Origin of the sequence: Winogradskya humida, assembly GCF_016862215.1 — a bacterium.
GTDB lineage: Bacteria > Actinomycetota > Actinomycetes > Mycobacteriales > Micromonosporaceae > Actinoplanes > Actinoplanes humidus.
In genome coordinates, this window is sequence record NZ_BOMN01000102.1 from 41,940 (window position 1) to 66,389 (window position 24,450).

At 70.2% G+C, this 24,450-nt stretch carries 25 protein-coding genes; 11 read left to right on the forward strand and 14 right to left on the reverse strand.

Annotated elements, in window-relative coordinates; translation table 11 throughout:
• The first annotated feature begins 187 nt into the window (after positions 1–187).
• Complete coding sequence (locus tag Ahu01nite_RS35750; RefSeq protein WP_203841146.1) at positions 188–2,890, forward strand: ATP-binding protein; 2,703 nt, start codon at positions 188–190, stop codon at positions 2,888–2,890.
• A gap of 23 nt (positions 2,891–2,913) precedes the next feature.
• On the opposite strand, the gene Ahu01nite_RS35755 is transcribed toward Ahu01nite_RS35750, so the two are convergent.
• Positions 2,914–3,426 carry an RNA polymerase sigma factor gene (locus Ahu01nite_RS35755; protein ID WP_203841147.1) on the reverse strand — a complete coding sequence of 171 codons (513 nt, stop codon included), beginning with the start codon at positions 3,424–3,426 and terminating at the stop codon, positions 2,914–2,916.
• A gap of 130 nt (positions 3,427–3,556) precedes the next feature.
• On the opposite strand from Ahu01nite_RS35755, the gene Ahu01nite_RS35760 reads away from it, so the two are divergent.
• Both Ahu01nite_RS35760 and Ahu01nite_RS35765 read left to right on the forward strand, forming a co-directional pair.
• Entirely contained in the window at positions 3,557–4,465 is a 909-nt protein-coding gene (locus Ahu01nite_RS35760; RefSeq protein ID WP_203841148.1) for a TIGR03619 family F420-dependent LLM class oxidoreductase, read from the forward strand.
• Positions 4,466–4,534: 69 nt separating this feature from the next.
• Positions 4,535–6,061, forward strand: a complete 1,527-nt coding sequence (locus Ahu01nite_RS35765; RefSeq protein ID WP_203841149.1) for an LPXTG cell wall anchor domain-containing protein — start codon at positions 4,535–4,537, stop codon at positions 6,059–6,061.
• Positions 6,062–6,139: 78 nt separating this feature from the next.
• Here Ahu01nite_RS35765 and Ahu01nite_RS35770 read toward each other — a convergent pair whose 3' ends face one another.
• On the reverse strand, positions 6,140–7,057 hold the full coding sequence (locus Ahu01nite_RS35770; protein WP_239159398.1) for a lytic polysaccharide monooxygenase: 918 nt from the start codon (positions 7,055–7,057) through the stop codon (positions 6,140–6,142).
• Positions 7,058–7,174: 117 nt separating this feature from the next.
• Between Ahu01nite_RS35770 and Ahu01nite_RS35775 the strand changes: the two genes are divergently transcribed.
• Entirely contained in the window at positions 7,175–7,543 is a 369-nt protein-coding gene (locus Ahu01nite_RS35775) for an FKBP-type peptidyl-prolyl cis-trans isomerase (protein WP_203841151.1), read from the forward strand.
• A 96-nt stretch (positions 7,544–7,639) separates the two neighbouring features.
• Here the strand turns inward: Ahu01nite_RS35775 and Ahu01nite_RS35780 are convergent, their stop codons facing one another.
• The 5 genes from Ahu01nite_RS35780 to Ahu01nite_RS35800 all read right to left on the reverse strand — a co-directional run bounded on the left by Ahu01nite_RS35780 (position 7,640) and on the right by Ahu01nite_RS35800 (position 12,140).
• Positions 7,640–8,518 carry a hypothetical protein gene (locus Ahu01nite_RS35780; RefSeq protein WP_203841152.1) on the reverse strand — a complete coding sequence of 293 codons (879 nt, stop codon included), beginning with the start codon at positions 8,516–8,518 and terminating at the stop codon, positions 7,640–7,642.
• Positions 8,519–8,675: 157 nt separating this feature from the next.
• The gene (locus Ahu01nite_RS35785) at positions 8,676–9,530 is read right to left on the reverse strand and encodes a carbohydrate ABC transporter permease (RefSeq protein WP_203841153.1); all 855 of its coding nucleotides are present in this window, start codon (positions 9,528–9,530) and stop codon (positions 8,676–8,678) included.
• On the reverse strand, positions 9,527–10,489 hold the full coding sequence (locus Ahu01nite_RS35790) for a carbohydrate ABC transporter permease (protein ID WP_203841154.1): 963 nt from the start codon (positions 10,487–10,489) through the stop codon (positions 9,527–9,529). The genes Ahu01nite_RS35785 and Ahu01nite_RS35790 overlap by 4 nt, the downstream gene beginning before the upstream one ends.
• A gap of 4 nt (positions 10,490–10,493) precedes the next feature.
• Positions 10,494–11,846: an ABC transporter substrate-binding protein gene (locus Ahu01nite_RS35795; RefSeq protein ID WP_203841155.1), complete on the reverse strand. Its 1,353-nt coding sequence runs from the start codon at positions 11,844–11,846 to the stop codon at positions 10,494–10,496.
• 84 nt (positions 11,847–11,930) lie between these two features.
• Positions 11,931–12,140 (reverse strand): RNA-binding S4 domain-containing protein, encoded by a 210-nt coding sequence (locus tag Ahu01nite_RS35800; protein WP_212999263.1) that lies wholly within the window; start codon positions 12,138–12,140, stop codon positions 11,931–11,933.
• Between the two features lie 80 nt (positions 12,141–12,220).
• Here Ahu01nite_RS35800 and Ahu01nite_RS35805 point away from each other — a divergent pair, with 80 nt between their 5' ends.
• On the forward strand, positions 12,221–13,036 hold the full coding sequence (locus tag Ahu01nite_RS35805) for a DUF1775 domain-containing protein (protein WP_203841156.1): 816 nt from the start codon (positions 12,221–12,223) through the stop codon (positions 13,034–13,036).
• Positions 13,037–13,190: 154 nt separating this feature from the next.
• Here the strand turns inward: Ahu01nite_RS35805 and Ahu01nite_RS35810 are convergent, their stop codons facing one another.
• Positions 13,191–14,129 (reverse strand): DHH family phosphoesterase, encoded by a 939-nt coding sequence (locus Ahu01nite_RS35810; RefSeq protein WP_203841157.1) that lies wholly within the window; start codon positions 14,127–14,129, stop codon positions 13,191–13,193.
• Between the two features lie 238 nt (positions 14,130–14,367).
• Between Ahu01nite_RS35810 and zwf the strand changes: the two genes are divergently transcribed.
• The gene (zwf, locus tag Ahu01nite_RS35815; RefSeq protein WP_203841158.1) at positions 14,368–15,855 is read left to right on the forward strand and encodes a glucose-6-phosphate dehydrogenase; all 1,488 of its coding nucleotides are present in this window, start codon (positions 14,368–14,370) and stop codon (positions 15,853–15,855) included.
• Positions 15,856–15,861: 6 nt separating this feature from the next.
• Here the strand turns inward: zwf and Ahu01nite_RS35820 are convergent, their stop codons facing one another.
• A complete protein-coding gene (locus tag Ahu01nite_RS35820) occupies positions 15,862–16,335 on the reverse strand; it encodes a peroxiredoxin (RefSeq protein WP_239159399.1) in 474 nt (157 codons plus the stop codon).
• 140 nt (positions 16,336–16,475) lie between these two features.
• On the opposite strand from Ahu01nite_RS35820, the gene Ahu01nite_RS35825 reads away from it, so the two are divergent.
• Positions 16,476–16,808, forward strand: coding sequence for an STAS domain-containing protein (locus tag Ahu01nite_RS35825; protein WP_203841160.1), 333 nt, complete (start codon positions 16,476–16,478; stop codon positions 16,806–16,808).
• Positions 16,805–17,686: a serine hydrolase domain-containing protein gene (locus Ahu01nite_RS35830; protein ID WP_203841161.1), complete on the forward strand. Its 882-nt coding sequence runs from the start codon at positions 16,805–16,807 to the stop codon at positions 17,684–17,686. Before Ahu01nite_RS35825 ends, Ahu01nite_RS35830 begins: the two co-directional genes overlap by 4 nt.
• Here Ahu01nite_RS35830 and map read toward each other — a convergent pair.
• Complete coding sequence (gene map / locus Ahu01nite_RS35835; RefSeq protein WP_203841162.1) at positions 17,683–18,456, reverse strand: type I methionyl aminopeptidase; 774 nt, start codon at positions 18,454–18,456, stop codon at positions 17,683–17,685. The genes Ahu01nite_RS35830 and map overlap by 4 nt on opposite strands.
• 67 nt (positions 18,457–18,523) lie before the next feature.
• Here map and Ahu01nite_RS35840 point away from each other — a divergent pair, with 67 nt between their 5' ends.
• Positions 18,524–18,793, forward strand: a complete 270-nt coding sequence (locus Ahu01nite_RS35840) for a helix-turn-helix domain-containing protein (protein WP_203841163.1) — start codon at positions 18,524–18,526, stop codon at positions 18,791–18,793.
• On the opposite strand, the gene Ahu01nite_RS35845 is transcribed toward Ahu01nite_RS35840, so the two are convergent.
• Positions 18,767–19,636 carry a hypothetical protein gene (locus Ahu01nite_RS35845; RefSeq protein WP_203841164.1) on the reverse strand — a complete coding sequence of 290 codons (870 nt, stop codon included), beginning with the start codon at positions 19,634–19,636 and terminating at the stop codon, positions 18,767–18,769. The genes Ahu01nite_RS35840 and Ahu01nite_RS35845 overlap by 27 nt on opposite strands.
• A 52-nt stretch (positions 19,637–19,688) precedes the next feature.
• Here Ahu01nite_RS35845 and Ahu01nite_RS35850 point away from each other — a divergent pair, with 52 nt between their 5' ends.
• Both Ahu01nite_RS35850 and Ahu01nite_RS35855 read left to right on the forward strand, forming a co-directional pair.
• Positions 19,689–20,633, forward strand: a complete 945-nt coding sequence (locus Ahu01nite_RS35850) for a hypothetical protein (protein WP_203841165.1) — start codon at positions 19,689–19,691, stop codon at positions 20,631–20,633.
• Positions 20,634–20,679: 46 nt separating this feature from the next.
• Entirely contained in the window at positions 20,680–22,083 is a 1,404-nt protein-coding gene (locus Ahu01nite_RS35855; protein ID WP_203841166.1) for a PstS family phosphate ABC transporter substrate-binding protein, read from the forward strand.
• On the opposite strand, the gene Ahu01nite_RS35860 is transcribed toward Ahu01nite_RS35855, so the two are convergent.
• From Ahu01nite_RS35860 to Ahu01nite_RS35870, 3 genes are read right to left on the reverse strand one after another with little or no spacing between them, the layout of a single operon-like run.
• A complete protein-coding gene (locus Ahu01nite_RS35860; RefSeq protein WP_203841167.1) occupies positions 22,080–22,556 on the reverse strand; it encodes a hypothetical protein in 477 nt (158 codons plus the stop codon). The genes Ahu01nite_RS35855 and Ahu01nite_RS35860 overlap by 4 nt on opposite strands.
• Positions 22,553–24,145 carry an alpha/beta hydrolase gene (locus tag Ahu01nite_RS35865; RefSeq protein ID WP_203841168.1) on the reverse strand — a complete coding sequence of 531 codons (1,593 nt, stop codon included), beginning with the start codon at positions 24,143–24,145 and terminating at the stop codon, positions 22,553–22,555. The genes Ahu01nite_RS35860 and Ahu01nite_RS35865 overlap by 4 nt, the downstream gene beginning before the upstream one ends.
• Positions 24,142–24,447, reverse strand: a complete 306-nt coding sequence (locus Ahu01nite_RS35870) for a WXG100 family type VII secretion target (RefSeq protein ID WP_203841169.1) — start codon at positions 24,445–24,447, stop codon at positions 24,142–24,144. Before Ahu01nite_RS35870 ends, Ahu01nite_RS35865 begins: the two co-directional genes overlap by 4 nt.
• Positions 24,448–24,450: the final 3 nt, after the last annotated feature.

The window sequence follows — 24,450 nt, forward strand, 5'->3', positions numbered from 1 at the left end:
GTGGCTGATCCCCTCCACGCCGCGGTGGAGCTCGTTGAAGTGGCACGGGCCGGGCTGCGCGGCGCTGGATGAACCCGCCGAGGCGGGCACATCGCGCGGCTGACCGGCAGATCTGGCACGTTCCTGCGCGAATTCCTGGCCGGTCGGACCGGCCTCTGGAGCTGACCCACGGCATTAGTATCAGCCGATGATGCTCGGGCGTGACTCCGAACGTGCATCGATCGATGCGCTGCTCGGGCGGACCCGGGCCGGTGGCAGTGACGTGCTGGTGGTCAGCGGTGAGGCGGGGATCGGGAAGACCACGCTGGTCAAGTATGCGATCGAGCAGGCGACCGGCATGCGGGTGCTGCGGGCGCGGGGGTACGAGAACGAGTCGGAGATCCCGTTCGCGGGGCTGGCCGATCTGCTGCGGCCGGTGCTGTCGGGGCTGGACGAGCTGCCCGGGCCGCAGGCGGACGCGTTGCGCAGTGCGCTGGCGCTCGGGCCGCCGGTGGCCGGGGACCGGTTCTCGATCTGCGCGGCGACCGTGGGGATTCTCGCGGCCGCCGCCGAGGTGACGCCGCTGCTGGTGGTGATCGATGATCTGCAGTGGCTGGACGCGTCGTCGAGGGAGGCGGTGTTCTTCGCCGGGCGGCGGTTGCAGGCCGACGGGATCGCGTTGCTGCTGGCCACCCGGGATCCCGCCGACGCCGCGGAGCTGCGGTCGCCGCATCTGATCCTGGCCGGGCTGAGCGTGCCGGAGGTCGCGGCCCTGGCGCAGGCCACTCTGGACAGTGCTGCCGACGGGCTGGCGGCACGGCTGCACGCGGCGACGGCGGGGAATCCGCTCGGGGTGATCGAGCTGTGCCGGGCGGGGACGGACCCGGCCGGTGACCTGCACGGCGCGCCGGTGATACCGACGGGGTCGCGCATCGAGCGGGCGCTGACGGCACGGCTGACGCCGCTTCCGGTCACGACCCGGACAGCCCTTGTGCTGGCTGCGGCTGCCGCCGGCGGTGACATAGGTACGCTGCTCGCCGCCGCGCGCGCCTCGGGGCTGCAGTTGCGTGACTTCGCGCCGGCCGAGCAGGCGGGGCTGGTCGACATCGACGAGCGCCGGGTCGACTTCCGGCACCCGCTGCTGCGGTCCGTGGTGTATCACGGCGCGACCACGGACGAGCGCTGCCTGGCACATTCCGCGCTGGCCGCCGTGCTGGCCCATATGCCGGGTGACGCGGCAGCCGACGCGCGGGCCTGGCATCTGGCCGCGGCGACGCTCGAGCCGGACTTCGCGGTCGCCGAGGAGCTGGAGCAGGCCGCCAAACGCGCGAACCAGCGCTCCGGGTATGTCGCGGCGGCCCGCGCGTTCGGGCACGCCGCGCGGCTGAGCCGCGGCCCGGACAGGCCCCGGCGATTGCTGCGCGGTGCCCGGAACTGGCAGCTGGCCGGGCGCAACGACCAGGTGATGGCGTTGCTGGACGAGGCGCTGCCCCTGACCGCCGACCCGGGGCGCCGGGCACTGATCCGGCACATGAGCGCGTACGTGCGGATCTGGCGGGGACGTCCCGGCGAGGTGCTGGGCGCGCTCACCGCGGACGCCGAGGCCGTCGAGGAGATCGACCCCAGGCGGGCAGCCCTGATGTACGCCGAGACGTGCACCCCCTCGTTCATGGTCGGCCGCCTCGACGAGCTGCAGGCCGCCGCCCGCCGTGGCCACGAGCTCGGCGTCCGGGTCGGCGGTGCGGCACGGCTCACCGCGACGGTGGCGTACGCCGGGGGCCGGGCCCTCGCCGGGGAACGCGCGCAGGCCCTGAACCTGCTCGCCGACTGCCACGAGGAGCTGCTGCGCACCGATCCGCTGCTCCGCGCCCAGGAGCTGTGCCACGCGGCGCTGACCTGGATCTGGCTCGGCGACTACGACCGGGCCGGGCAGCTGTTGCACAGGGTGATCGGTGCCGCCCGCACGACCGGGGCGCTGGGGGTCCTCCCCCAGGCGCTCGGCGTCGAGTCGGAGCTGCATTTCCGCACCGGGCGCTGGCACGACGCCCGGGTCGACGCCGCCGAGACGCTGCGGCTGGCCAGCGAGACCCGCTCGGCGAACCTCTACGGCCGGTTCTTCGCCGGCCGGCTCGACGCCGTGCAGGGGCGCGCCGAGGAGTGCCGGGAGCACGCCGCGCGTACCGATGAGGTGGCGCATCACCTGGGCATCGCGTGCATGGCGCTCTACACGGGGCATCAGCTCGGGTTGCTCGCGATGAGCGAGGGCGACACCGCCGGCGCGATCGCGCGGCTCGAGGCGGTGCGGGCGCTGCCCGTGGTCCGGCACATCCGCGAACCCGCCGTGGTGCCGTGGGTGTTCGACCTGGTGGAGGCGTACGTGCGCGGTGGGCGTACCCATGATGCGGTGTCCTTGTTGAACGCACCGGAAGCCGCGGGCACCGGGCCGTGGACCGCCGGCGCCGCGGCCCGGTGCCGTGCCCTGCTGTCCGGGCCGCACGAGCTGCGGGAGGCGTTCGGGGCTGCCCTCGACGCCGGGCTGATGCCGTTCGAGCGGGCCCGGACCCTGCTGGCGTTCGGCGAGCGGTTGCGCCGCGACAAGCAGCGCGCGGAGGCGAGGGAGCCGCTGCGCGAGGCCCTGGAGACGTTCGACCGGCTGGGCGCGGAACCCTGGGCGGCGAAGGCCCGCACCGAGCTGCGTGCGAGCGGCGGCGTGAGCGGGTCGGCCGCTGCCCTGCCCGGCCTGACCCCGCAGGAGCTGCAGGTCGCCCTCGTGGTCGGACGGGGAGCCACCAACCACGAGGCCGCGGCGACGCTGTTCCTGAGCCAGAAGACCATCGAGTACCACCTCAGCAACATCTACCGCAAGACCAACATCCGCTCCCGCACCCAGCTCGCGAGCGTGCTTCCCTAGGGTCGGCCGTGCTTCCGTAGTGTTCAGTGCCAGGCGTACGCGCCGAGGCCGTCGCCTTCCAGCCTGCTGCGAAGTTTGCGCAGCGTCCGCATCCGGGTCGGGCCGATGCTGCCGATCGGCATGTCCACCGTGCGGGCGAACTCCGCGTAGCCCGGGGCGCGGCTGCCGCTCAGCACCTTCAGCAGGCTCCCCGCCGGCGCCGGGAGCTCGTCGACGTGCCGCCAGAGCAACTCGTTCATGGTGTTCTCGACCGCGACCCGTTCCGGCTGCGGTGCCCGCTCGTCCGGGGCGTCCTGCTCCTGCGGCAACCCGACGATCTCCCTCCGGCCGGTCCGCAGCAACCGCAGGCACTCACGCCGGGCAACCGTGGTGAGCCAGCCGCCGAGCCGTTGCGGGTCGCGGATGTCGGGCAGGTGTTCGAGCAGCCGCAGCCAGGTGTTCTGCACGGCGTCCTCGGCGTCGGCCTCGGACAGCCGGAACGAGCGCACCGTCCACCAGACCAGTGATTCGTATGCCTTGACAACTTCCTCGTCCATGACGGTCACGCTAGAAAACCGACGGACCGGTCAGATCCGGGCCGGACCCCAGGTTTCCCGGGCGGGACCACCCTGGGGATCCGAAGAACCACTAGGGTGTCGGTCCACAGTGCTGTGCGAAGGGACGCCCATGCGGATCGGCATCAACCTGCCCCACTACGGCGCGCTGACCGGCCCCGGCGACATCACCGAGGTCAGCCGGGCCGTCGAGGCGATGGGCTACGACAGCCTGTGGACTGGGGACCGGCTGCTGTCACCGGTCGACCCCAGCGACCGCTACCCCGGCGGCGACGGGACGATGCCCGCGGAGATGGACGTCTACCTCGACCCGCTGACGGCGCTGACGTTCGCGGCGGCCTCGACGACCCGGCTGCGGCTCGGCACGAGCACGCTCAACGCGCCCTGGTACCCGCCGGTGCTGCTGGCCCGGACGCTCACCACGCTCGACGTGCTCAGCGAGGGACGCCTCGACGTGGGACTCGGGCTGGGCTGGCTCCGCGACGAGTACACCGCGGCCGGGGTGCCGTGGTCGGAGCGGGGCGAACGGCTCGACGAGATCCTCGACCTCCTCGACACGATCTGGGGCGGGGATGTCGTCGCGCACGAGGGGGCCCGGTATCGCGTACCCGAAAGCTCGATCCGGCCGAAACCGGTGCAGCGACCGCGACCGCCGATCCTGCTCGGAGGCTTCACCGAACCGGCCCTGTCCCGCGTCGCCCGCCGCGCCGACGGCTGGCTCGCGGTGGGCATGCCCCTGCCCTACCTGCACGGCCTCTGGGAAAAGATCAAGAACGAGGCCGACGGGTACGGCCGGGAGCCCGGCTCGCTCCGGATGGTCCAGCGCCTCAACCCGCGCCTCACCGCCGCCCCCGTCGACCCGGCGCAGGTGCCGGCCCGGGGCACCCTCGACCAGATCGCCGCCTACGCCCTAAAAGCGCAGGCCGACGAGGTGTTCATCGACCTGACCCTCACCGTCCGCACCCGCTCCGAGATGCTCGGCATCGCCGGAGAATTCCTCGAACTCATGCGCGCCGGTTAGCACCGTTCTGATCACCCCGGGTGTCCTGGCACCCGGGGTTTTCCTATGATCCGCGGGGAGGCACGCGCAGTGATCCGGAAACTTGCCGCAGGAATGGCCGGGCTCATCCTGGCGGCGCCGCTCCCGGCGGCTGCCGCGCCCCCGGACGCCGCACCGGCCATCGGCATCAACAATCTGACGATGGTGGCGAACGGCGCGATCGGCATTCAGTACACCGCCATGCGTATCCCGGCCGGTGGTGTCCTGCACGACGTCAGGGCGACCATCGACCTCTCCGGGGTGGCCGGTGTCGTCGCCGTCGACTCCCTGACCCAGGGTGACGGCGAGGGCTGCACCCGGACCGCGGATCTGATCACCTGCGACATCGGCACCGCGGACAAGTACGACCTGAGCATCGCGACCGTGCGGTACCGGACCGCCGTGGGTGCCGCGGCCGGCGATCAGGGCACCGTGGTGCTCACCGTGACCGGCAAGGAGTTCAAGCCCCTCACCAGGAAGGCGACGGTGCTGCTCGCGAAACACGTCGACTACACGGGCGCCCCGTACTTCCAGGACCTCACGGGCAGGCCCGGCGCCACGGTCACGCCGGACCTGGGCGTCTACAACCAGGGCCTCGAGACCATCCACGGCATCGACGTGTACTTCCGCCTCGACCCCCGGCTGACACTCACCAAGCGCTACTCCAACTGCTACTACGGGACCAGCACCGGCTACTGCCACTTCGACGACGAGCTCGCGCGGACCACCTGGTACACGACGTCCGAGCCGCTCAAGCTGCGGATCAGTCCACAGAGCCCGGCGCCGTTCTCCGCGGGCACCCGGTTCAACTGGATGACCCCGGCCGACGGTCTGACCGAGCGGGAGAAGGTCGAGGCAGAGAAGCCCGCGAAGGGTACGGCCGGACAGCTGTCGCTCGTGCGCCGCGTCTCCGCCGCCAAGGCCACGGTCCCGGAGACCGACCCGGATGCCGAGGACATCCTCAACCAGTCCGTCGAGGTCAAGGTGACGGGCAAGCAGACCGCTGACCTCGCCGCGGTGGGCGCCGTGGTCACCGGCGACGTCGGTGCCACCGTGGTGGCCGGGGTCGGCACCCGCAACCTGGGGCCGGCGATGGTCGGCGTCTACCTCGGCCCGATCGCGGTGGTCACCGTGACACCGCCCGACGGGACCACCGTCGTCGGCAAGCCCGGCGAGTGCGAGCCCAGCGGCGGCTCGTACGTGTGCACCCGCAAGGCGGCCGCCCCGTTGCTGCCGGGCGGCAGCGTCGTGTTCCCGTTCACGCTGCGCATCGACAAAGCCGGCACCCTGCGCGGCCGCGTCGTCAGCAAGGGCGAATGGACGGAGCAGACCCCCGACCACAACCACGGCAACGACACCGCAGCGCTTGTCGTGAACCCGCCGGCCGCGGGAGGAACCACGCCGCCCGGTGACGACGGCGGGCCCGGGGGCGAGGGCGGGTCCGGGGGCGGCGGCGGCACGCTGCCGATCACCGGGGCGAACGCCGCGGTGATCGGGGTGGCCGGGGCGCTGCTGATCGCCGGCGGGATCGTGGCGTTCGTGGTCACCCGCCGGCGGAAGTCCCGTTTCGAGGCCTGACGGCGGCGGCCTCGCTTTCGGGCGAGAGGGACAGCGCCTGCGCAGGCGGAAGGCTCAGCGCCTGCGCAGGCGGGAGGCTCAGCGGCTGCGCAGGCGGGTGGTGAGGGCTGCGGCGCCGGCGAGGGCGATCACCAGGAGGGCGCCCGCGATGATCAGGTGGCCGAGCTGGGCGCGGCCGTCGTCCACCGAGTCGGAGGCGACCGGGTTCAGGTCCGGGGCCGGGTCGGTGGTGGCCGGCGGGGCGGTGGTCCTGCTGGTCAGCTTGGCCGGGGCCGCCGACTCCTTTTTCCTGCTGGGGGACGGCGACGGCGAGGGTGACGGCGACGCGGCGGTCCTGGAGGTCGCCACGACGGCGGCGGGCTTGCCCTTCACCACGAGGTCCGAGCAGGAGTAGTACGTGTCCGGGGTGCTGGAGGTCTCCCAGACCACGTAGAGCAGTTGCGCGCCGGAGCGGTCCTTCGGGATCTTCACGCTCATGCGGTACGAGCCGTCGCTGAACGTGGGGTCCTTGAACGTGGCGACCGGGGAGCTGGTCAGGTCGTCCCAGGTCAGGGCCTTGGTCGGGTCGTAGCCCTGCTTGGTCAGGTAGAGCCGGAAGCTGCCCTTGTGCGGGATCGTGCCCTGGTATCTCACCGCGAGCGTGGCACCGGCGGTGACCTTGGTCGACGGCCAGTCGTCGCGGGCCAGGTCGAGGCCCTTGTAGTTGGGCAGGCCGCCGCTGCACAGGTGCCCGTCGGGGACGACCGACTTGTCCTTGCCGTTCACGTTCGCGATCCGCAGGTTGTCGAACGAGCCGATGTTCGCGCCGTTCGCCTTCGCCGCCGCCCTGCACGCCGCCGCGCCGGGCTCCTCGCCGTTCGGGGCGCACGCCGCCGTCCGGCTGATCGGGGTGGTCGGGGCGCCGTGGGCCAGCGCGGGGACCGCCGGGAGCAGGGCCGTCACCGCGACGACCCCACCGGCGGCGGCGATGGCGGCGAGACTGCGGGCTGACTTCACGACGACCTCCTGGCGGGCTTGCATGCGCTCGCAGGGGGTACGGATGGCGTACCCGAATCGTTCACCACGGAGTGCTGTGGTTGCATGGTTTGGCAGGAACTCGACTCAGGAGGACACATGGAAAAGCCCGACGTCGGCCCCATCAGCGGTGAGCCGCCGGCCGAGCTGGTCGTGGAGGACCTCACCGTCGGTGACGGCGAGGAGGCGAAGCCCGGGCACCAGGTGGACGTCCACTACGTGGGTGTGGCGTTCTCCTCGGGCAAGGAGTTCGACGCGTCGTACAACCGGGGTGGCTCGTTCCAGTTCGGTCTCGGCGCCGGCCAGGTCATCAGCGGCTGGGACCAGGGGGTGGCCGGCATGAAGGTCGGTGGCCGCCGCAAGCTGACCATCCCCCCGCACCTGGGTTACGGCGCGCGTGGCGCCGGTGGCGTCATCAAGCCCAACGAGACGCTCATCTTCGTGGTGGACCTGCTCGGCGTGAGCTGACGCAGGGACGGCATGCCGGCCGGGCCGGGACGGGGTTCTCCTGTCCCGGCCCGTTCGTTTCCTGCTCCGGGCCGTCGCCGGGGTATTCGAACGGGCTCACTGCCCCGCCTTGAGGTCGGCGCAGCCCGTCTCGTCGGGCAGCAGCGGCCGGAAGCGGATCGACCAGGTGTTGCCGCCGTAGCCCCACGCGGTGTTGGTCTTGGCCTTGGCCGCGGCGGCGAGGACGGTGTCGCCCTGCTCGCCGGTGGCGGTGACGCAGGTCAGCTCGGCGCCCTCCGCGAGCGGCTCACCGGGCAGCGCCGCGCCGGGCCACTCGATCGTCTCCGGGCGGACCGCGTCGTCGGTGGCCACGTAGGGCGTGACGATGGCGGCGATGATCTCCGGCTTGTACTGCACGGGCGCGATCTTCGTCAGGGTGATCTTGTTGACGTCGTCGAGGTAGGCCTTCAGCTTCGTGCGGGCCGCCTGCTGCGCCGCGGTGAGCGCCGAGTCGTTCGCCCGTGCCTCGTTGAGCGCCTCGGCCGCCACGGTGTGCCGGCCCGCCGCGGTCACGGCGGTGACCTGGGTGCTGGGGACGTCGGCGACGCCGGGCTGGCCGAAGTCGGTGCCCTCGGTGACGCCCGCCGCGGCCGATTTCCCGGCCAGCGCCCGCGCCTGCTCCGGGTCGATCATCACGACCTGCAGGTTGGGCAGCGCGGGACCGGGATAGATCGCCGGCACCGGGCCCTCGGTGATGACCCGGCCGTCCGCGTAGATGCTGATCTGGGGCAGCCGCCCGGAGCGCATGCTGGGGGCCACGAAACCGCCGACCTGCTCGACGCGCAACAGCAGATCGTCCGCGCTCCCGGCTGCGGGAGGCGCGGACGAGGAGGGTGCAGAACCCGCTACGGGGGACGTGCCGGCGTTGGCGCACGCGCTGATCAGGAACAACGTGGCGGCGGCTGCGGCCGTCGGGAAACCGCGAAATGTCGTCATACCGCCTCAGACGTGCTCCCCCGGCGACGGGTTCCCGGCTGATCCGATCAAAATGCGGTGGCCGGCCCCGGCAACGGGACCGGCCACCTTCTTACACGGGGCGGGATAAAGCTTAAAGAGGGCCTGCACGGGGCGGGACAAGGCTTCGGGAGGGGGCTTATTTGACCGAACCCAGGGAGAGGCCCTGGACGAGTTTGTCCTGGGCGGCGAACCCGGCGGCGAGCACCGGCAGCGAGACCACGAACGCGGCCGCGCAGAGCTGGGCGAGGAAGAGGCCCTGGCTGGTCACGAAGCTGGTGAGGAACACCGGCGCGGTCTCGGCGACGGTGGCGGTGAGGACCCGCGCGAAGAGCAGCTCGTTCCAGCTGAAGATGAAGCAGATCAGCGCGGTGGCGGCGATGCCCGGCATGACGACCGGCGCGATCACCGAGCTCAGGGTCCGGGTCAGGCTCGCGCCGTCCATGGACGCTGCCTCGAGCATCTCGACGGGGACCTCGGAGAGGAACGAGCGCATCATCCAGACGGCGATCGGCAGGTTCATCGCGGTGTAGAAGACGATCAGCAGCCAGATGTTGTCGAGCAGGCCACTGTTCTGCGCGAACAGGTACAGCGGGAGCAGACCGGCGACGACCGGCAGCATCTTGGTGGACAGGAAGAAGAACAGCACGTCGGTCCACTTGCGGACGGGCTTGATGCTCAGGGCGTACGCGGCCGGGAACGCCAGCAGCAGCACCAGCGCGGTCGACAGGATGCTGGCGGTCAGCGAGTTGAGCAGCGGCGGCCACGGGCTGGCGCCGCCGGTGAAGAACTCGCGGTAGCCCTCCAGCGTCAGCGGCGCGAGGACGGCGGGCGGGTTCGTGGCGGCGTCGGCCTCGCTGTGCAGGGAGGTGAGCACCATCCAGACGACGGGCAGGACGAAGAGGATCCCCACGACCCAGGCGAGCAGGGTCAGCCAGATGCCGCCGCGTTCCTTCTTCTTGGGTACGGCGGGTGCCGCGGTGAGCGTACTCATCGGCCCGGGTCCTCCTTGAACAGCGACGAGACGGTACGCAGCGCGAACGTCGCGATGACGATGGTGCCGACGACCACGATCACGGCCGCCGCGGAGGCCCGTCCGTAGTCGTGCGCCTGGTAGAAGATCTGGTAGATCGTGTACGGCAGGTTGGCCGTGCCCAGGCCACCGGACGTGATCGTGAAGACCGCGTCGAAGTTCTGCACGATGTAGATGGAGCCGAGCAGCGCGCCGAGCTCGAGGTACTGGCGCAGGTGCGGCAGCGTCATCGAGCGGAAGATCTGCCAGCTGCTCGCGCCGTCGATGCGCGCGGCCTCGACCACGTCGAGGGGGCGTCCCTGCAGCCCGGCCAGCAGGATCAGCATCATGAACGGCGTCCACTGCCAGACCAGCGCGAAGATCACCGACCAGAGCGGCATGTTGCTGATCCAGTCGGGCTGCGGCGGGTTGTCCGAGCCGAACAGCGACCAGATCCAGGTGAGCGCGCCGTTGAACAGGCCGTACTCGGGGTTGTAGAGGGCGTGCTTCCAGAGCAGCGCGGCGGCGACCGGCACGACCAGGAACGGCGCGATCATCATCGTGCGGACCGCGCCCCGGCCCCGGAACTTGCGGTCCAGCAGCAGCGCGATCCCCAGGCCCAGCAGCAGGCTGATCAGGACGACGCCCACGGTGAGCAGGATCGTCGTCCAGACCGCATCGCGCATGTTGACGTCGGTGAACACGCGCCGGAAGTTGTCGACACCCGCGAAGCCGACCTCGTCGGGGTAGTACGCGTTCCAGTCCATGAAGGAGATCACCAGCGTCGCCACGAACGGCAGCTGGGTCACCACGATCATGAAGATCAGCGCGGGCAGCAGCGGTGCACGGCGTACCCATCCGGCCGCCCGGCTCGCCCCGCCGGACGGTTTCGGCTTGGGCTCCCCGGTGCGGCCCCTGGTCTTCTCCGCCACGGATGTCATGACCTCACCCCTCCCGGGAGCGGTAGCGTTCGGCCACGTCGTCGGCGAGGCGCTGGCCGCGTTTCAGGGCTTCGCCGACGCTCATCTGCCCGGCTATCGCGGAGCTCACGTACTGCGAGACCTGGGTGCCGAGATCGGTGAACTCGGGGATGTCCACGAACTGGATGCCGATCGCGGGGCGCGGCTGCACCCCCGGGTTGCGCGGGTCGGCGCCGGAGATGGCCTGCTCGGTGGGGCCGGCGAACGCCGACGCCTCCTTGAGGTAGTCCGGGTTGGCGTACGTGGAGGCGCGTTTGCCGGCGGGGACCTTCGACCAGCCGAGCTGACCGCCGACGAGCTCCTCGTACTGCTTGCTGGACGCCCAGGAGATGAACTTCCAGGCGTTGTCCTTCTTCGTGCTGGCCTGCTGGATGCTCCACGACCACGCGTACAGCCAGCCGGCGCTCGGGGTCTTCACCACGGGGGCGGCGACATAGCCGATCTTGCCTTTGACCGGGGAGTCGGCCGCCTCGAGGGAACCAGCCGCGCTCGTGGCGTCGTACCACATGGCGACGTTGCCCTGGATCAGGTTGTTCAGGCACTCCGTGAAGCCGGCCTGCGGGGCACCGACCTCGCCGTGCTCGCGGACGAGATCGACGTAGAACGTGGTCGCTTCCTCGAACTCGGGCGAGTCGACCTGCGCGTTCCAGTCCTTGTCGAACCAGGTGCCGCCGAACGTGTTCACCACCGTGGTGAGCGGGGCGAAGATCTGGCCCCAGCCGGGCTGGCCGCGCAGGCAGATCCCGGCCATCCCCGCCTGTTTGCCGTCGACCTGCGCCGCGATGTCGGCGACCTGCTGCCACGTCGGCTTCGGCGGCATCGTGAGGCCCTGCGCGTCGAGCACGTCCTTGCGGTACATCAGGAACGAGGACTCGCCGTAGAAGGGCTCGCCGTAGAGCTTGCCGTCGTCGGCGGTGAGCGACTTGGTCATCGGGGGCAGGATGTCGCTCTGGTCGAACGTGGAGTCGGCCTTGACGTAGTCGTCGAGCGGCGCGATCCACTTCGACTTCGCGTAGATCGGGATCTCGAAGTTGCTCAGCGAGGCGACGTCGTACTGGCCGGCCTGGCTGGAGAACTCCTGACTGATCTTGTCGCGGACGTCGTTCTCGGGCAGCACCGTGAAGTTGACCGAGATGCCGGTCTGCTTCGTGAAGTTCTGCGCGGTCAGCCGTTGCAGATCGATCATCTGCGGGTTGTTGACCATCAGCACGTCGATGCTGTTCGCCCCGCCGCCGCCGGCGCTGTCACCGCCCCAGCCCGCACAGCCGGAAACTCCCAGGAGACAGGCGGCTGCGGCGGCGAGAAATGCGCGGCTCATAGGGCCTCCCCATCGAGGCAGACATCGATATCCGCCTCAGTAGATGCCGAGATCGACACCGTGTCAACCGCGCATCACTTTCCGTTAAAGGACCACCTTGGCGCTGTTACCGTTCACCGCCACGACGTCGCCGGGGTGCAACTGCCGCCCCCGGCGGGTGTCGATCTCACCGTTGACCTTCACGTCGCCGTCGGCGATCACCAGCTTGGCCTCGCCGCCCGTCTCGATGAGGTCGGCCAGTTTCAGGAACTGTCCGAGTCTGATCATGTCGCTGCCGATTGCTACTTCACGCATGCGTTCATTCTCCGGCACGGCCCGCAAAGAAATTTTCCGAGGCGTTGAACCATTCGGCGGTGTGAGACGAACTACCCCACGTGAGTCGACTCGAGAAGCACCGCCGGGCGGGCATCCTGGCTGCCACCGTCGCCACCGGCGTGCTCGGTTTCGCGGCCCCGGCCGCCGCCGGCGTGACGGTCAACCCGCCCAGCGCACCGCAGGGCAGCGGCCAGGACATCGCGTTCAAGGTCACCAACACCGCGCAGACCCCGATCACCAAGGTCAAGCTCGTGCTGCCCGCCGATCTCCCGGTGGCGGAGATCTATCCGCTGTCGGTCGAGAACTGGGCGCCGGTCATCGAGACGAAGCAGCTCGACACCCCCGTGACGTCCACGGACGGCAGCAAGATCACCCAGATGACCGCCTCGATCACCTGGGTCGCGGCCGCCGGCAAGGAGCTCGCCCCCGGCGCGTCCACCGACCTGACCACGGCGATGGGCCCGATGCCGGGCACGTCGTCGATGGCGTTCAAGGTCGAGGCCACGTATGCCGACCCCGCCAAGGGTGTGCCGCTGTCGCCGGTGTCGATCTCGCTGACCCCGGCGGTCGCGGGCCAGGAGTACGGCGGGCACGCGAGCCACACGGGCGGCGGGACGGCCGATACGGACAACACCGCGCTGGACGCGTACGTTCAGCAGGCTCTGGCCGAAAGTGCCGGCAGTGACGGACCCGGTTTCTGGACCGTCGCGGGGTGGGTCGTCGCCCTGCTGGCCGCCGCGGCCGCCGCGATTTCGATCATGCGGTCCCGCAGGCAGCGCCCGGCCGCCAGTGCCGAGGCCGGCAGCGCGGAACCGGAGAAGAAGGAGCTCGTGACAGCGTCGTCGTGGCGCTACCAGGAGCCCGAGGAGAAGTAAGAAGACGTCCGCGCAGAGGTGGGCGCGGACATGTCGTGACGAAGCGCGTGGGGCGCGGGGCACGACATGCGGGTGGGGTCCAGGGCAAGACCCACGACCTGCGTCGGGCGGGGTGGAGAGGTTCGGCTCTCCGCCCCGCCCGCAATACTTTTCGCTAGACCGTGACGGTCCTGGGCGACTGCAGAGCGTCGATGATCTCGCGCTCGACCCGCTCGGAGTCCGCGTGCGGCACCTGGCAGGTGCCGGCGGCAAGGTGCCCGCCACCGCCGTAGTGCAGCATCACCGAGCCGATGTCGACCGGCGACGTACGGTCGAGGATCGATTTGCCGCACGCGAAGACCGTGTTGAGCTTCGCCCGGCCCCAGATCACGTGGATCGAGACGCGGGCCTCGGGGTACAGCGCGTAGACCATGAACCTGTTCCCGGCCATGATCGGGTCCTCGTCGCGCAGGTCGACGATCACCACGTCGCCCTCCACCCGGCTCACCCGGCGCAACTGCTCCACGAACATCGCCGAGCAGTCCCGGTAGAGGTCGGCACGCTCGGAGACGTCGCGCAGCTCGAGGATCTCGTCGACCGACGTCATCTGGATGCACGCGTCGATCAGCAGCATCATCAGCTGGTAGTTGGAGATCCGGAATTCCCGGAAACGGCCCAGCCCGGTGCGGCTGTCCATCAGGAAGTTGAGCAGCGTCCAGCCCTGGGGGTCGAGGATGTCGTGCAGCTCGTACGCCGCGGAGTCCGCCTGGTCGACCGCCTCCATCAGGTCCACCGGCACCTCGGGGAAGCGCTCGGCCCCGCCGTAGTAGTCGTAGATGACCCGGGCCGCCGAGGGCGCGTCGGGGTCGATGATGTGGTTCTCCCGGTCACCCGTGTTACGCAGCGTCTCCGAGTGGTGGTGGTCGAAGATCATATGAGCGCCAGGGGCGTACGGCAGGTTGGTCAGAATGTCACGCTCAGTAATCTCGGTGACACCGTCCTGCACGTCCTTCGGATGCACGAAGGTGATGTCGTCGATCATGTCGAGGACACGCAGCAGGACGGCGCAGACGAGCCCGTCGAAGTCGCTGCGGGTCACGAGCCGATACTTCACGAGATCTCCCTCTGCCGGTTGGCGGCTTACCTGACAGTTTGCCACTTTTGCGGCTATGGACCATGTCGCATCGGCGTACCGGTTTGATCCGATCAACGTCCCCACTGCGTAAAGTCAGCCGTAGTGAAGGTTGTTCGCGACGGTGGAGCTCAGGGCGCGCCGCTTGCGCGAAGCGTGCCTCACGGTAGGTCGCGAACAACCTTCAAAGTTCACGTACGCGGTGGAGGAAAAGCAGACGATGGACAACGTTCCGCAGCTCGCGCAGGACCGCAACGCCCCGCCCGCCACACTGGTGATCTTCGGTGCGTCCGGCGACCTGACCCGCCGCAAGTTGTTGCCGGCCGTGGAGAGCCTGGCCCGGCACAACCGCCTCCCATCAGAGTTCGCCCTCGTCGGGGTGGCCCGCACGCCGATGGAGGACCAGACCTTCGCCGAGAGCTCCCTCGGCAACCGGAGCCTCGCGGACAAACCGCAGCTCCAGGGCGGCATCAGGTACGTATCGGGCGGCTACGACGACCCCGCGACCTACAAACGCCTCGCCGAGACCCTCGACGAGCTCGACGCCACCCGTGGCACCGCAGGCAACCGGATCTTCTACCTCTCCACGCCCGCCGAGGCGTTCGAGCCGGTGATCAACGGCCTCGCCGGTGCCGGGCTCAATCACGCGGCCGACGGCTCCTTCGCCCGCCTGGTGATCGAGAAGCCGTACGGCAACGACCTGCGCACCGCCCGCGAGCTCGACGGCATCGTGCACGCCGCGTTCGAGGAGCCCCAGGTCTTCCGGATCGACCACTACCTGGGCAAGGACACCGTCCAGAACGTGCTCGCGCTGCGCTTCGCCAACGCGATCTTCCAGCCCATCTGGAACCGCTCCTGGGTCGACCACGTGCAGATCACCGTCGCCGAGACGCTCGGCGTCGGCACCCGCGGCGGCTTCTACGAGCACGCGGGCGCGATGCGCGACATCGTGCAGAACCACGTGCTGCAGGTCCTCGCGCTGGCCCTGATGGAGCCGCCCGCCTCGTTCGACGCCGAAGGGCTGCGCAACGAGAAGGTGAAGCTGCTCCAGGCGATCCGGCTGCCCACCGACCGCGACATCGCCGACCTGGCGGTGCGCGGCCAGTACACCCGCGGCGGCACCCGCGAGGACCTGATGGCCGGCTACCGCGAGGAGGTCGGCGTCGACCCGCTGTCGCGGACGGAGACGTATGCGGCCATGCGGCTCAACGTCGACAACTGGCGCTGGGCGGGCGTGCCGTTCTACGTGCGCACGGGCAAGCGCCTGCCGGCCCGCGTCACCGAGGTCGCCCTGCAGTTCCAGCGGCCGCCGCACCTGCCGATCCCGACCGCCCAGCTCACCGAGCTCGACGCGGACGCGCTGATCCTGCGCATCCAGCCCAACGAGGGCATCTCGCTGCGCTTCGGTGCCAAGGTCCCCGGCCACTCGTTCCGGGTCCGCACGGCCAGCATGGACTTCTCGTACGAGCAGACGTTCCGCGAGGAGTCGCCGGAGGCCTACGAGCGGTTGCTGCTCGACGCCCTGCTCGGCGACCCCACGCTGTTCATCCGCACCGACGAGGTCGAGCAGTGCTGGCGCATCGTCGACCCGATCATCGAGCACTGGGCCAAGGACCAGAGCCCGATCCCGACGTACGAGGCGGCCTCCTGGGGCCCCACGGACGCCGACCGCCTCATCGGCCGCAGCGGCCGCAAGTGGCGTAACTAGGTTTTTCTAGGACGCCGGCCGTGCCTTGGTGACCGCTTCCAGGGCGCGGTCGGCGTGCTGGTTCATGTCCAGCTCACTGTGGATCACGTCGATGACCACACCGTCGGTGCCGATCACGAACGTCAGCCGCTTCGTGCTGAGCGGGCCGAGGGGAAGCTTGCGCTTCACGCCGTACGCCGCGGCGACCTTGCTCTCCGGGTCGGACAGCAACGGATAGTCGAAGCTGTTCACCTCGGCGAACTTCTTCTGCTTCTCGACGGTGTCCCGGCTGACACCGACGCGCTGGACGCCGGCCTCGCGGAACTCGCCGGCGAGGTCCCGGAAATTACAGGCCTCCGCCGTGCAGCCGCTGCTGAGCGCGGCCGGATAGAAGAACATGACGACGGGTCCCGCGGTCAGCAGCTCACTGAGCCGCGTCGGCTTGCCGTCCTGGTCGGGCAGTTCAAATTCGGGCGCCACATCGCCCTTGCCGATGCTCACGATGTCAACGGTACGCGGCCGAATTCGCCCACGCGTGTACCCCTCGCTTAGGGTGTAGTCACCACCGCGATACCGCACCATCACTCTCGGCTGACCCCTGCCCCCGTCCCCCGCACGCCCCCGCAGAAAGCGACATCTTCATGCAGGTCTCGGTCGCGCACCACCCCCCGAACACCGCCGTCCTGACCCTGCGCGGCTCCCTCGACATCGACACCGCCCCGGCCCTCAAGGCCAACCTGAGCCGCCTCGTCGAACGCCCGGCCCCGCATATCGTGGTCGACCTCTCCGGCCTCGACTTCTGCGACTCCATGGGCGTCGGCGTCCTGGTCACCGCCCACGGCCGCGCCATGGAGAAAGGCGGCTGGGTCCGGCTGGCCGCCGCCTCCGGTTTCCTCAGCCGCCTGCTGGAAACCCTCGGCCTCACCGGCTACCTGTCCCTGCACGACGACGTGGAAACAGCCATCAAGTCATGACGCTGCTCGACGACTTCATCCGGGCCGACCGCGAGCGCGAGCTGGGCACCTACGGCATCTGGGTGCACCGGGAGGGGCAGGAGCCGGTGACGCACCGGTTCCGCTCCGATGACCGGGTGAATCTGTACTCGGTGTCGAAGACGTTCACCTCGGTCGCGGCGGGGCTCGCCGAGGCCGAGGGGCGGCTCGGTCTCGACGACCGGTTCCTCGACCATTTTCCCGAGCTGCGGGCGATGGCCGCGCCCGGGTTCGAGACGGTCACGCTACGGCAACTGCTGACGATGACGAGCGGGAGCAGCCACAAGTGGTTCGCGCACATGCGGATCGATGCCCCGGATCTGCTGCACGAGATCGTGGCGGCGCCGGTGGGGGCGGGCGGGTTCGCGTACACCGGGTCCGGGCCCTATGCCGTCGGGCGGGTGATCGCTCGGGTGACGGGGGCCGATCTGCGGGCGTACCTCATGCCCCGGATCTTCGGTCCTCTCGATCTGCACAACCCGGCCTGGCACACCTGCCCGCTGGGGTTCCCGTTCGCGGAGAGCGACCTGTTCCTGCGCACCGGGGAGCTGGCCCGTTTCGCGCAGCTGTTGCTGCAGGAGGGCCGATGGGAGGACCGGCAGCTCGTGCCCGCGTCCTACGTCAAGAGGATGACCACCGAGTCAGTCCCGGCTGTGACCAGCAAAGGCCAATTCTCCTACGGGTACGGGCTGGGCCTCTGGCTCGACCGCGACGGCACCTCCCGCATGGACGGTCACTACGGCCAGTACGCCGTCCTGAGCCCCGCACGCCGCGCGGCGGTCACGGTCACCGCCCACTCCGATCGCGACGACCAGCTCCTCGACGCGATCCACGACCTGGTCCTCGCCAAGCTGGACTAAGCCTTGGGCAGGGTCATGATCTCGGCGCCGTCGTCGGTGATGGCGATGGTGTGCTCGCTGTGGGAGGTGCGGCAGCCGGTGGCGCTGCGCAGCGTCCAGCCGTCGGCGTCGGTGACGAGCTTGGCGGTGTCGGCCATGACCCAGGGCTCCAGGGCGAGCAGCAGGCCGGGGCGCAGCCGGTAGCCGCGGCCGGGGCGGCCGATGTTCGAGACGTGCGGGTCCTGGTGCATCGTCGAGCCGACGCCGTGACCGCCGAACTCGGTGTTGACCTCGTAGCCCGCGGCGTTGAGGACCTTGCCGATGGCGTGGGAGAGGTCGCCGATGTGCACGCCGGGGCCGGCGGCCGCGATCGCGGCTTTCAGCGCGCGCTCGGTGGCGTCGATCAGCGCGAGGCTCTCCGGCTGCGGCGATTCGCCCACGACGAAGCTGATGGCGGAGTCGGCGACGATCCCGCCGAGGGAGACGGCGAGGTCGAGGGAGAGCAGGTCACCGTCGGCGAGCTCGTAGTCGAACGGCAGCCCGTGCAGGACGGCGTCGTTGACCGACGTGCAGATGTAGTGGCCGAACGGCCCGCGGCCGAAGGACGGCGCGTAGTCGACGTAGCAGGACAGCGCCCCGGCCTCGGCGATCATGGCCTGGGCCTGCCGGTCGATGTCCAGCAGGTTCGTGCCGACCGTGCTGCGGGCCTTCAGGGTCTGCAGGATGCCGGCCACCAGGGCGCCGGTCTCCCTCGCCAGGGGCAGCTCGGTGGGCTTCAGGATCTCGATCATGCGGCGCCGCTCCTCCGGTGAACCAATAACTATCCCGGCCATATTATCCCGGTACTATTATCGGGTCATGGTCAGGTTGCCGCTCACACCCGAAGAGGTCGAGCGCGGACAGCGCCTCGGTTCCCTGCTGCGTCTCGCCCGGGGCGAGCGCTCGATGCTCGAAACCGCGCTCCACGCGCGCGTCTCCCCCGAGACCCTCCGGAAGATCGAGACGGGCCGCGTGGCAACCCCCGCCTTCCCGACCATCGCCGCGATCGCCGACGTCCTCGGCCTGTCCCTCGACGCCGTCTGGGCCGAGATCAACGAGCCCTCAGTTCCAGAACATCGGGTCGCCTAGCTTCGGTACGTTCTTCCACGGTCGCTTCGTGCGCTTCGACGGGTCGGCGACGGTCGCGGTGAACCACTCGCTCGCATCGCCGACCGCGAGGCGTTTCTGCTCCCGGTCGACGAAGACCGCCACCCCGTCGGTGTCCGGCACGTCCACCAGCTTCACCGTCGTGGCCGTCTTCGTGCCGGTCGACAAGGTCACCACAACGCCATGACACAGGTACGCCGTCCCGCCGATCCCGGGCCCGCAGTCGCCCTCCTCGTCCGTCGACACGTGCTCGATCTCGTACCCGTTGGTCGAGACGGTGACGCCGTCGGTGCCCGGCGCGGTGTAGCGCTGCTCGAGCGTCAGCGGGACATCGCCCTCGTCCTTCGCCGCCGTCTCCGGGTGCGCGGGATCCACCGAGATGCGGACGCTCCGCTTGTCGCCGACCGCCAGCATCACCCGGCCGTCCGGCTGGAACCGCGGCTCGGACAGGCAGTGGCCGGCTCCCCCGAGCTGGGCGGGGCGCCATTCCGCGGTCGGCACGTACGCCTTCGTGGTGAGGGTGGCGACGTGGAGGACGCAGTCTTCCGCGTACACATATCTGCTCATGGTCCGGTCGAAGGCATCCCGCCGGACCACGTCGGTGTCGTTCGGGATAGTGGCCGCGCGCAGCTCCCTGCCCGACTCGACGGCATGGACCACCAGGGAGTCCACCTCCAGGTCCCGGTCCAGATAGACGATCCCGGACGGCATCCCCGCACCGGCCCCGACCTGCGCCAGCACCGTGGCCCGCACCGCTTCCGGCGTCGGCGCGACGTACTCCACGCCCCCGCCGAAGTCACACCCGCTGATCAACACCAAGCCCACGACGGCCGCAGCCCATGATCCCCGCACAGCCGCCCATACTAGGCTCCCGCAGGTGAAGAAGCTGCCCGTCGCCGTAGCGCTGCTCCTCTCGCTGGCGGCCTGCAGCGAGCCCGAACCCGTCCAGTGGCAGACCCCGCCCGCCACCGCATCCTCCGCGCCACCCGCCTCCACCCTGCCGTCCGGCCTGGACGCCTATCTGGACGACGGCGACGAGGCCGAGCTGCGGGTCTACGGCGCCACGGACGGCACGCTGCTGCGCAGCTTCCCGATTCCGGCAGGCGAGGACAAGACGTTCAGCCCGACCTTCGCCTGGGCCGCGGAGATCAAATCCAACACCCTGATTGTGTACGCGCTGAGCGGCGACGCCTACGCCCGCAAGGCCCGCCTGACCCCCGAGGCGTTACAGGTGAAGGACCTGACCCTGCAGACGGCGGCGTTCATCCCCGGGACGAACCTGCTCGCCATCGAGGTCGACGGAGGCGACGGCATCACCCACAAGACGATCTCCCTAGACCCCGCGGACCCGGCGAACACCATCCGCGACTTCGCGGGCATCCCGTTCTCCTGGGACTCCCACGCCGACCCCGTCGAAACGGCCTACGTCCCGATCCCCGCCCTCCCCAAGGCCCAGGACGTCGTCATCCGCCGCAGCGCCCGCGAACTCGTCCAGGCCGACATCCTCGAGGACGACGACCCCCTCTACACCTGCACCGGCCCCGAACTGGCCCCCTTCACCCTCGCCTGCCACGGCCAGGGCAGCACCGCCGTCCTCGCCGCCCTCACCGCCGACCCGGCCAAGAACGTGGCGACGTTACGCGTGATCGGCAAGGCCAAGGGCAAACCCTTCACCGCCGTCCACGTCTCCCCCGACGGCAAAACCCTCCTCGCCCAACGAGCGGACGGCTTCTACTCCGTCCCCGTCACCGGCGGCAAACCGACGCTGCTCTTCGACGCCCTCCCCCGCAGCAAGGACCTCACCATCCTCGCCTGGAACTAGTCGAGCGTTAACCTGACGGCCAGACAGGGCGTCCACAATGGCGGTTGTGGCTGCTGTCTTCGGGGATCTGTTCACCGAGCTGGGCCGGTCCCTGCTCTCCAGTTCCGGGCTGGTGTTCCTGGTGCTGGGGGTGGTCGTGCCCGTCGTGGCGAATGTCTACATCCGGAACAGGGAGAAGAGCCGGCAGCGGAAGAAGTTGCTCTACAACGTGCTGCTGAACTCGCGGCTGGGGCTCGACCCGCCGGATGCCGGGGATGTGGTGCGGCTCAACGATCGTAACGACAAGCTCATCGACAATCCGTCGCTGGCGGTGGTGCGGATCACCAACGACAGTGACTCGGACATCACCGAGGCGGACTATCGGGCCGAGACCCGGATCCAGTTTCCGGACGGGGCTGTGCGGACCGTCGATGTCACCGATGCGCATCCGGCGGAGCTCGGGGAGCTGATCTCCGAGGGGATCCGGATCGACCGGGACGCGGTGATCCTGCCGAGCAGGCATCTCAATGCCGGGGAGCGGTTCAAGCTGCTCATTCTGCTGTCCGGTGGTGGCGGGCGGGCCGAGGACGTCAAGGTCACCGGGCTGATCCGGGGCGGGGAGCTGGTGGTTGCCGGGTCCAGTGCGTTCGCCACTGCTGCCGCGCAGGCCGATGGGTCGTATTCGACCTACTGCCGCAGTGCCACCGTACGGGTGGCGCCGAGCAACAGCCAGCAGGGGCTGCTCGACCTGCGGGACGGGATCGCCGCGAAGAGCAAGGAGCACCGGGTCGCGATGGCTGACGGGCTGGCTGATCCGTCGGTGACCGCGGGCATGGCGGAACGGGCGATCGCGATTGTCGCGTACACCATCGTGGTGAACCGGAAGGTGTTCCCGGGGGCGACCGGACCGGTACGGCTGACCACGACGCAGGTGCGGGCGATTTTCGGTGGGCGGCAGCGGACGTGGCGGGACATCGATCCGCGGTTCGCGGCGCTGCCGGTCAAGATTGTCGCGCGGGGGCAGTCCGGCAGCCGCAACGCGTTCGAGCGGTACGTGCTCGGGGATGGCACGAAGCCGTCGTCGCAGGGGCCGCGCACGTCCACGAACTGCGTCGACCAGGACTACGCGGGCAGCGATCAGACGTTTCTGTGTGAGGAGAGCTCGACCGGGGCCGTGCTCGACCGGGCGAGCCGGCTGGACGGCGCGATCGGGTATGCCGACGCCCCGGACGCCGCCCGGGCGGGTGGGACCCTGCTCACCGTGGCCCTCGACGGGCGCGGCTCCGGCCTGGTGGACATCGGCGGCGGCTATCCGTTCTGGACGGTGGAGCACGCCTACTTCCGGGCGGGCGGCGACCCGCTGGCGGTGGACTTCGTGGACTACCTCACCGGTAGGACGCAGGAGCCGGCGCTGCAGAACGCCGGCTATCCGCCGTGCAGCGCCAACCAGCAGCTCTGCGGCTCCCGCTAAACGGCGTTGCGGTAGCAGGGGGAGCTGACCAGCAGAGACATCGCCGGGGGTTCGCCGGTGCCGAGGCTCAGGTCGTACTCGTCGGTGGTGACGGCGATGATCTCGCCGCCGCCGCTGTCGAACGTGCGCTCGGTCTTGATCGTGTGGCCGGCCTGTTTCCAGGCGTCACGGACCTTCGCGATCGTGGCGGCCTGGTCCTCGGCGGGGACCAGGAGCTGGTAGATGCCCTGGACGTAGTAGACCTCGTCGGGGTCGGAGATCTCGCCGGCGCGGCCGTCGCAGCCGCTGATGTTGGCGTTGGACTGGCTGAACGACGCGATGCCGGCGGCGGTGCGTGCCGCGGTGGCGAGCTGCTCCACCTGGGCCTTGGCGTCGGCCTGCGGCTTGGTCTGCACGTCTTCTCCCTTGTCGGTACAGGCGGCGAGTGCCAGCAGCAGCGGCACGATCACGGCGAGGCGGGACACACGGGTCATGATGGTGGTGGCTCCCCCCACATCAGCGAGACCTGATCGTACTGACCGACCACTACCTTGGCCTGGTTGAGCAGGCTCTGGCTGCCGGGTTTCCAGTAGTCGCTGTGGCCCTCGGTGTCGGTGACGTAACGGTTGGCGCCGAAGTCCTCGTCGGTGGGCTCGTTGCCGTGCACACCCCAGACGCTGCCGAGCGCGCCGGCCACCGGGTCGCCGTCGGCCTGGCCACCCCACACGTGTTTCGGGTCGATCTGCAGGTCGGCGGCCCGGTCGGTGTGCATGCCGGGGCTGCCGGCGGTGATGATGTCGTCGGCGGCCAGGCCGTCTCCCCGCAGGGCCGCCTCGGCCACCACGGTCGAGCCGTAACTGTGTCCCTCGACGGTGACGTGCGAGGCGCCGGGGTCGTGAGTGGCGCGGAGACCGTCGACGAACCGGTCGAGCAGCGGGCCGCCCTGCTCGGAGCGACCCGAACCGCCCACGTTGCTCAGCTCCGGCGCGTCGTAGCCGAGCCACATGATGCCCGCCACGTCGTCGGCCGGCGCGGTGCGCGAGTCGGCCGCCTGCTGCAGGTTCACCACCCGGTTGACGTTGCCGCGGGTGTCGGCCAGCTCGGTGTTGAGGCCCGGGACCCAGACCGCGGTGTGCCGGGCGGTGTCCGGGTTGCCGACGGCGATGATCGCGCGGCCGTCACCGGCCGGGTCGAGGCCGAGCAGCAGCCCCTTCGGGCCCAGGTCAGCGAGCTTGGTCGTCACGGCGTCCAGCCCGTCGAGCTCCTTGCGGATCTGTTTCAGCTCGTCGCGCATCTCGACGGCGCGGTGGCTGCGGGGGCCCTCCTTGTCGATCGCGGCCTGCAGGTCTGCCGCGCGCTGGGTCAGGCCGGCCCTGTCCTTGTCCAGCATGATCCGGTTGGCGGTGTCGCGGTCGGTGGCCGGGACGCCGTCCATCGCCCCGACCAGGTCGGGGAAGTCGTGGATGGCCTGCTCCTGCTGGGCCGGGGTCAGGGCGTTCCACCAGCCCTGGATCTCCGCCGGTGTGCGCCCGCCCTGCTCCGCGAGGGTGTCCCGGGTGACCGGTGGCATCGTGAACTGGCCGAAGCCGGTCGCAGCGTCGGGCAGGTTGACAGTGATCGCGTTGGCGGTCGAGTCGTCCAGGGCCGCCGCCCGCGACAGCACGGCCTCCAGCTCGCCGATCACCGCGACGACCTGGCGTTCGCCGTCCGGGGCGGCGGCCGGCGCGGTGACCGTACCCGTGGCTGTGTCGACCGTCATGCCCTTCCGGCGGGCCGACGCCACGATCGACTCGGCCTGCCCGCGCAGGTCCGACAGGCCGTGCGCGTGCAGATCGAGTGTCTGGTAGATCCGGTATGCGGGGTTGTAGGTGTTGCTCACCTCGGCCTGCAGACGGGAGCTCTCGGCGAGCGCCGCCGCCGAGCCGGGGCCGTCCGGCCACGCGTCCTCGAGGCCCCGGGTGCCGCGGATCAGCTGCTCGGCCGCGTCGTCGATCCTCATGGCCAGGTCACGCCATGTGGTGGCCGCCTTCTGCCAGGGACCCGCGTCGGCTGCCAGCAGCAGCTGCAGGGTCACCCCGCTCACCGTGGCCCCTTGCCGCTCTGGGTGATCCCATCGGCGGCCGTCGCGTCGGTGGCTGCGTATTCGGTGGCGGAGTCGGCGAGGTTGTCACCGAACGTGCTGACCTGCCCGGCGAGGCCGGCGAGGTAGCCGTCCCACGAGGTCTGCGCGCCGTGCGCGGCCACTGCGGCACTCCAGCCGTCCTGACCTGCGGGCGCCAGCGAGCCGTACGCCGCCCTGGTGGCCGCGCGGACGGTCTCGGCTGCCTCGCTCACGCCGGCGGCGATCTTCTTGACGCCCGCCGGATCCACCTCGGACCGCTCCATCGA